General features: G+C 39.6%; 5 protein-coding genes and 1 tRNA gene. 4 read left to right on the top strand and 2 right to left on the bottom strand.

Going from position 1 to position 6,777, the window contains the following annotated elements; translation table 11 throughout:
- Positions 1-486 precede the first annotated feature (486 nt).
- The gene (locus SB775_RS16855; RefSeq protein WP_141133607.1) at positions 487-672 is read left to right on the top strand and encodes a hypothetical protein; all 186 of its coding nucleotides are present in this window, start codon (positions 487-489) and stop codon (positions 670-672) included.
- A gap of 31 nt (positions 673-703) precedes the next feature.
- Here SB775_RS16855 and SB775_RS16850 read toward each other — a convergent pair whose 3' ends face one another.
- Positions 704-1,609, bottom strand: a complete 906-nt coding sequence (locus SB775_RS16850) for a DMT family transporter (RefSeq protein ID WP_410862351.1) — start codon at positions 1,607-1,609, stop codon at positions 704-706.
- A 149-nt stretch (positions 1,610-1,758) separates the two neighbouring features.
- On the opposite strand from SB775_RS16850, the gene SB775_RS16845 reads away from it, so the two are divergent.
- From SB775_RS16845 to SB775_RS16835, 3 genes are all read left to right on the top strand, one after another.
- Positions 1,759-2,466, top strand: coding sequence for an MgtC/SapB family protein (locus SB775_RS16845; protein ID WP_061465345.1), 708 nt, complete (start codon positions 1,759-1,761; stop codon positions 2,464-2,466).
- A gap of 506 nt (positions 2,467-2,972) precedes the next feature.
- Complete coding sequence (locus SB775_RS16840) at positions 2,973-4,340, top strand: beta-propeller fold lactonase family protein (protein WP_410862350.1); 1,368 nt, start codon at positions 2,973-2,975, stop codon at positions 4,338-4,340.
- Positions 4,341-4,747: 407 nt separating this feature from the next.
- Positions 4,748-4,820 (top strand) — tRNA-Ala (locus SB775_RS16835).
- A gap of 517 nt (positions 4,821-5,337) precedes the next feature.
- Here SB775_RS16835 and SB775_RS16830 read toward each other — a convergent pair.
- Positions 5,338-6,540 (bottom strand): aminotransferase-like domain-containing protein, encoded by a 1,203-nt coding sequence (locus SB775_RS16830; RefSeq protein WP_410862349.1) that lies wholly within the window; start codon positions 6,538-6,540, stop codon positions 5,338-5,340.
- Positions 6,541-6,777 lie beyond the last annotated feature (237 nt).

Raw genomic sequence — 6,777 nt, 5'->3', positions numbered from 1 at the left:
GGCACGCCGCCAGCGTTCGTCCTGAGCCAGGATCAAACTCTCCGAAGAAATGTTTGACTTGCTCATTTTGCTTTTTTCATAGTGTGTGCTCACTTAAAATTTAACGTTGGCGCTTTGTTTTGTTCAGTTTTCAAAGAGCAATCTGTTGTCGTTTCTCTCAGAAGCGACTTCTATAATGTAACACATTGTGTCACGTTTCGTCAACAACTTTTTTTGAATTTTTTTCATCAAGTTGTTGGCTGTTTGTGTTGCTGTCTTAGCGACAAGAAATAATATACCATGTACCAAAAATGTTTGCAATACGTTTTTTAAAACTTTTTCAAAAAAAACGTTTTTTTCTTTTTTCCTCTATATATCCTTTTCATCATCCCCACCACCCTGTCCCCTTTTTCCGGAACAAGCGCATGTTTCATGAATAAACGAAGCATATTTCCAAAGAAACACAAATAGACATATATAGATATCTTTTTCCCTTGAGGTGAAGCGATGAATCTATCATTAATCGGATTACTCATTTCTTACAGTATGGCCCTTTATTTATTCAGTTCTGCTTATTATGAAGCCATTAGGTTCAGCAAAGAAAAAGGCAGGGTGAATGGCACGACGTTTTTATTCAGCTTTACTTTCGCTTTGATTTTCACACGGATCACCTATTTGTTTCACCCCTATTAAATAAAGCAGTAAGTCGGGAGACTTACTGCTTTTATACGGAGACCTTCGCTTCTTTATATACCTTACTTTTCTTTTCATCCACTAGGAACATCATCAAACCACCCAATATGATTGTACCTCCAAGGACCTGCGTCCAGAGTATCGGTTCATCCAATATGAAGTAAGCCAGAACCGTTGCTCCAACCGGTTCAAGTAAGATTCCCATCGAAAGCGTCGAAGTGCTTAACCACTTTAAAGACCAATTGAATAAAGAGTGTCCTAATAAAGTCGGGAAAATGGCAAGCAAAACAAAATAGATCCAATCGGCAGCCGGATACGGGGCCAATCCCTCTCCCTTGAAGATCACATAGAAAAACAAAGTAACAGCACTGATTGCATACACGACAAATGTATATGTTATAGAAGAGACGCGTTTTCGAACATTTTGGCCAAATAGTAAATAACCGGTTACCAACGCACATGCGATAAGCGAAAGAATATCTCCCCAAAGCGCCATACCGCTGATTCTCAAATCTCCCCAGCTAATGACAAGGCTGCCTGCTATCGCAATGATGCCGCTCAATATTGCCTTCATTGAAAATCTTTCTTTGAAAAACAAATAGGCTCCAGCAAAAGCGAATAATGGCTGAAGGGTGACAAGCACAGTTGAACTGGCGACAGACGTGTAATTAAGCGATTCAAACCATAAAATAAAATGAAAAGCCAAGAAAACTCCTGCCGCAATCGAATATAGCCAATCCTTTTTCCCAATGAATATAAGTTCATGGCGGTATTTCACCAAAAACACCGGAAGCATAAGAAGGACGGTAAATAATAAACGGTAAAAAGCTATAACACCCGATGGAGCAGTCGCCAATTTAACAAGGATGGCCGAAAATGAAACGGATGCAACACCGATCGCCAACGCAACATAGGGATTCACTTTTGGCATTTGCATTTAAATTCCTCCTTTCAATCGGAATGACGTTACGTATTATTGAACTCTATTCTACTATGTTAAAATTATAAGGGTAAGCTTTTTTGAAAAACGGGTATATGGCAACACACGATCTTATTCATCGATAATATTTGGAAGTGGTGAAACAAATGGAATGGACATTCGACCCGCAATCGGAATTGCAAATCCTTATAAAATTAGGTATTTCAGCTCTCCTCGGCCTAATCATCGGACTAGAGCGAGAAATGAAACGAAAACCCGTTGGATTAAAAACAAGCCTGGTCATTTCAATCGTCAGCTGCTTATTAACGATCGTTTCCATGGAATCCGCTTATAAGTTCCCAGGGAGTGAACACGTAAACATCACAATGGACCCCTTGCGTCTAGCCGCTCAGATTGTTTCTGGCGTCGGCTTTATCGGGGCTGGCGTCATTCTCCGGAGGGACAATAACAGCATATCCGGTTTAACGACAGCTGCCATCATCTGGGGAGCTGCCGGTATCGGGATTGCCGTTGGAGCAGGATTTTTTCTTGAGGCCATAGCCGGCGTCATACTATTGATTATAAGTGTCGAATTGGTGCCCTTAATCGTTACCTGGCTCGGACCGATGAAGTTGCGGCAAAAAGAAATCTTTCTGCAGCTGGTGGTGAAAAATAAAGATGACATTGCCGTCGTGCTGAAAAAAATCAAAGACGAAAAAATATTCATCAAAAACCTAAGAATCAAAGATGTGGAAGAAGACCACCACCTTTTGACGCTTAAAGTATTGGTCGATCATAAAGTTAGAACATCAGAAGTGTATTATACCGTTTCCAACCTTAAGGAAATTGCACGGGTAGAGATTGAAAATGCCTAATAAGAAAACCGTTTGACTTACCCTCAAACGGTTCACCAATAAAAGGGATTCGGAATTAAACATTCCGAACCCCTTTTGAAATTCCCTTTGAATTTTCCTCAATATTAAGAGATTGATCTTCTACGAGTCCACTACGTTTAGACCATTTTTGACTCCGGGCAAGTCCAATTGCCTGCATAAACTCAATCCTCAGGTTTTATCTTTAACACCAGAATCCAATACCTAATATGCATACATGGACATTTACTATCATCCATCGGTCAGTGAGAAAGTCTAGTGTTACGTGACTTCACTGGGGCCCATTCCTTTATTTAAGGGTCCACTCTATACATTTATTTTAAATTTGCAAAATAATCAAACCGATATCCTTCTCCATACGTTTATATATAGTGAGGGGACGAACTCTGACTTGATTAAACATTTCAAAGAAAGGTGGTTGTGACAACCAGCAAGATATTGACAGGGATTTAAACAATGATCAAGAAAATAACTTCCCGAGGTGAGTAATGTTTAAAAAGATGAAGTTAAAGAGTATATGGATTATTCCCTTACTATTTGTGGTTTTTATACCAAATGTAATTGGCGCTTCTTCTACTAAAGGTAAAAGCCCAGTGTTAGGGACAGGCTTTGACACCCACATCACCAACAATTCCCTTGCTGTTAGTCCGGATGAGCGAATAGCGATTGTCTCAGATAGCCGAGAACAATCCATCCTGGTCTATGATCTCGCCAAAGGCAAGTTGCGCAAAAAGATTGACGGCTTCGGTTCACCGAGAAACATCGTGTTTATTGATGACGGTTCAGAGTTTGTCGTCTCAGACAGTACGCTCGGTACACTCCGGTTTTACAGTATTAAAAATTTCACCTTGAAAGATGAAGTTGTCATTGGTCCAGGTGCATTCGGGACTGCTGTCAGTCCGGATGGAAAGACATTGTATGTGAACAATCAAGCACACAATTCCGTCACGGTCGTCGATCTGGAAAAACGAAAACCGATTGACGTCATTACCGGTTTCGCCCAACCAAGGCAAGGCATTAAAGTCTCTTCAGACGGAAAATATATCTTTGTCACGAACTTTCAAGGAGATAAAGTGTCCATCGTTGATGCCACCACTAAAAAAATCATTCGTGAAATATCAGGGTTCTCCAGTATTCGCGGAATCTCGATTACCGCTGATGGAGGAACATTATATGCCGCCAACAGCGGACGCAACAGCATTTCCGCAGTTGATGCGCTAGACGGTAATATTAAGGGTGAAATCAAAGTGGGACGTGAGCCATATGGAGCAGCTCTATCGCCTGATGATAAACTCCTTTTTGCAAGCAACAAAGCTGATAATACGATTGACGTGATCAATGTCGCTGATCACCGCGTAGTTAAAACAATCGGGGGTTTCAAAGAACCAAGGCAAGCAATTGTCTTTAGCCATGACGGGGATCAGGCTTATGTATTAAATCGGGATCTCTCTATTGCGCGTGTTGATGTTAAAACATACACCATCACGGATATAATTCAGGATAAGCAAAAAAAATATAAGCTTAAAATACTAGAATCTGACGAAGTGGGGAAATATGTAGCAGATCAAGACGGAATGACACTTTATTATTTCACTAAAGATGATTCTAGTGTCAGTAATTGCAAAGGCCAATGTCTTGAAATTTGGCCGTCATTCCATGCAGATAACATCAGCTCCAATAAAGGATTCGACAAAAAAGACTTTAAAACAATCATAAGAGATGACGGACAAAAACAAACAACATATAAAGGGCACCCACTTTATTACTATGCGAAAGATAAACATGCAGGTGATATAAATGGACAAGGCGTCAATAATGTCTGGTATGTGTTCAAAAAAAAGGTTTTTGAGGAATAAGCGCAAGAACAAGGAATCAGGAACGCTGAAAAGTGGCACAAAAAATTGTTTAAGATAAAAACCGTTAATATTTTTGAACAGATGAAAAAAACAAACCTAGAGATGGATTAACATGATCAAATCAATTATTATTTAGTGGTAATGATTTCTTGCCTTTAATGACAGCTGGCTGCAGCTCTAATGTTGAAAAAGCGATTTCGTTGGTGTAATGGTTACATTATTATGCTTCAGGTCTTTTACCTCTAAATCGTATAAACAAAAAAACTGTAGGTTAACTTGATTCATCGCTTCTATAGTCTGATCCGTTTGACTACCCTCAAACGGTTTTTTATCATTTTTGCAAAAATCTCATATTTAATATTGACTTTTCACCAAAATCCGATAAAATAATTATTGTACCTCAATTCGGGGCATTAGCTCAGCTGGGAGAGCGCTACGCTGGCAGCGTAGAGGTCAGCGGTTCGATCCCGCTATGCTCCATACTTAGAAACCCTTGTGTAACAAGGGTTTTTTTCTTTGGCTAAAAAAATAATAAGCGCGCGGATCATACTTTGGTCATAAAACGCTAATATGTATTAAGTGTAACTTTTAGTTGAATTAAAAACATTTACACTATCATAATCATTCTTGTTCTTTACCCAGATACTACTTCTTTACGTGCATATATCAGATAAGCTTAGGAAAAAAATAAAAAATTGGTCAGTTCCTTTCAAGAATTAACCTTCATTGTGATCATTTGAATCATCACAATCTACATATACACATTTTTTGTGTGCTTTAGTAGTGGGCCTTATCCACGGTGCTTATCATTTCCCAAAGTTTGAAAGAATTTGCGATAAAATCAGCGCAAAGGAGTTAAAGAATCCTTTTATTACAAAATACACCTACCTCCTTTTAGGAAGTAGGCGCATTCAATTTATTTCAAATTTATTATCAATAAAAGCTTCGAAAAGCTTAGTTAATAAACCATTGCAATGATTTACTAACTAACAATCCTTCAGGACAATCTATGAAAAAACGATGTGATAACCTTCCCTAGTCTTCGAATTCCCTCGATTATTTCTTTCTCATTGGCATAACTGAACGAGAGCCGCAGAAACTCGGTTCCATCGTTTTGATCTAAGAAAAAGTATTTCCCTGGAACATATGAAACACCCTCAGCTAGAGCCTGTGATAATAAATGCGATGTATCAACACCAGGAATTCTCACCCATACAAAGTAACCACCATCTGGTACATACCAGGAAACGGATTCTGGAAGAAATTGTTCCATCGAACGGATTAACGCAGTACATTTAGAGCGATACACATCTTTTAGAAGGTCTAGTCTTTGCTCAAAATCGGTGTTTTCTAAGTATGCAGCCATTGTGCTTTGAGCAAATGGATGGTCTAAATCTTTTTTAAACCACTCTAAAGCCTTAATGAATTCACTTTCTCCTGCTATCCATCCAATCCGCATTCCTGGCGCAACAACCTTGGATAATGACCCAACGTGGAGGACCCGCCCGCTTTCATCAATAGCTTTTATTGGCAGCGGATTTTTGCCGAAGGATAATTCCCCGTATGCATCATCCTCTAGAATGAGGAAATCAAACTCGATGGAAAGCTCCAATAAATGCTTCCGCCGCTCAGTAGTCATAGTCGTCCCAGTTGGATTTTGAAAGGTTGGGATTGTATATAGAAAACGCGGCAGGGTTAGACCTGTACGTTTCCTTTCATCCAGCATTTCTTTTAATCGGTATGTTTGGAGTCCCTCTTCATCTATTGGTATACTAATAATTTGATTCGTATAGTTTTGAAAAATCTCTAAAGCCTCCATATAGGTGGGAGATTCTACAGCTACGACAGCAGTATCATCAAGGAGAATGCGGGCAATAAGATCTATCCCCTGACAAGCACCTGATGTAACCAAAAGGTTTTCTTCCAAAACGGAAATTCCACGCTCTGCCAACCTTTTCTGAATTTGCTGCTTTAGTCTTGCAATTCGTGGACTTCCGATATAATGGAGCGGCAAATCCTGCTCCTCATCAAGAAGTCTGGTTACAGCTACCTTGAGCTCCTCGGCAGGAACGAGAGCTGGATCCGGATAGCCTGAACTCAAGCGAATACAACCATCTGGCAGATCTGGCATCCATGCACCTGGCGGATCATTCTTAAGTGCCGCTTTAATGTTTTCAGAAAAAAAAGATTCTACATTCACTTCAACCATACACCTTTCCGTCAATCGAACCATGATTGATTTTCTCAATTTTTTTATAGATAGCTGCTTATGCAGATAATCATCAATCTTTTGCAGAAACACCCTTACATGTACTTTAGACTTTCTTCTCTGACGGAGACAACCTATTAATGATGCAAATTCAGAAGTGCCTTTTGCACTGAACTCTCTTGGCCGCTCCAATACATTAGGAGCTTTTTTCTTTATGCTATGTGTGTA

This window comes from Peribacillus sp. SIMBA_075, from assembly GCF_046534585.1.
The sequence above is the reverse complement of the archived record's forward strand: the minus strand, read 5'-3'. Positions and strand labels throughout refer to the sequence as shown.

Coding starts and splice junctions, on each gene's coding strand:
- SB775_RS16855 (WP_141133607.1), top strand. CDS start 487: ATGAATCTATCATTAATCGGATTACTCATTTCTTACAGTATGGCCCTT.
- SB775_RS16845 (WP_061465345.1), top strand. CDS start 1,759: ATGGAATGGACATTCGACCCGCAATCGGAATTGCAAATCCTTATAAAA.
- SB775_RS16850 (WP_410862351.1), bottom strand. CDS start 1,609: ATGCAAATGCCAAAAGTGAATCCCTATGTTGCGTTGGCGATCGGTGTT.
- SB775_RS16840 (WP_410862350.1), top strand. CDS start 2,973: ATGTTTAAAAAGATGAAGTTAAAGAGTATATGGATTATTCCCTTACTA.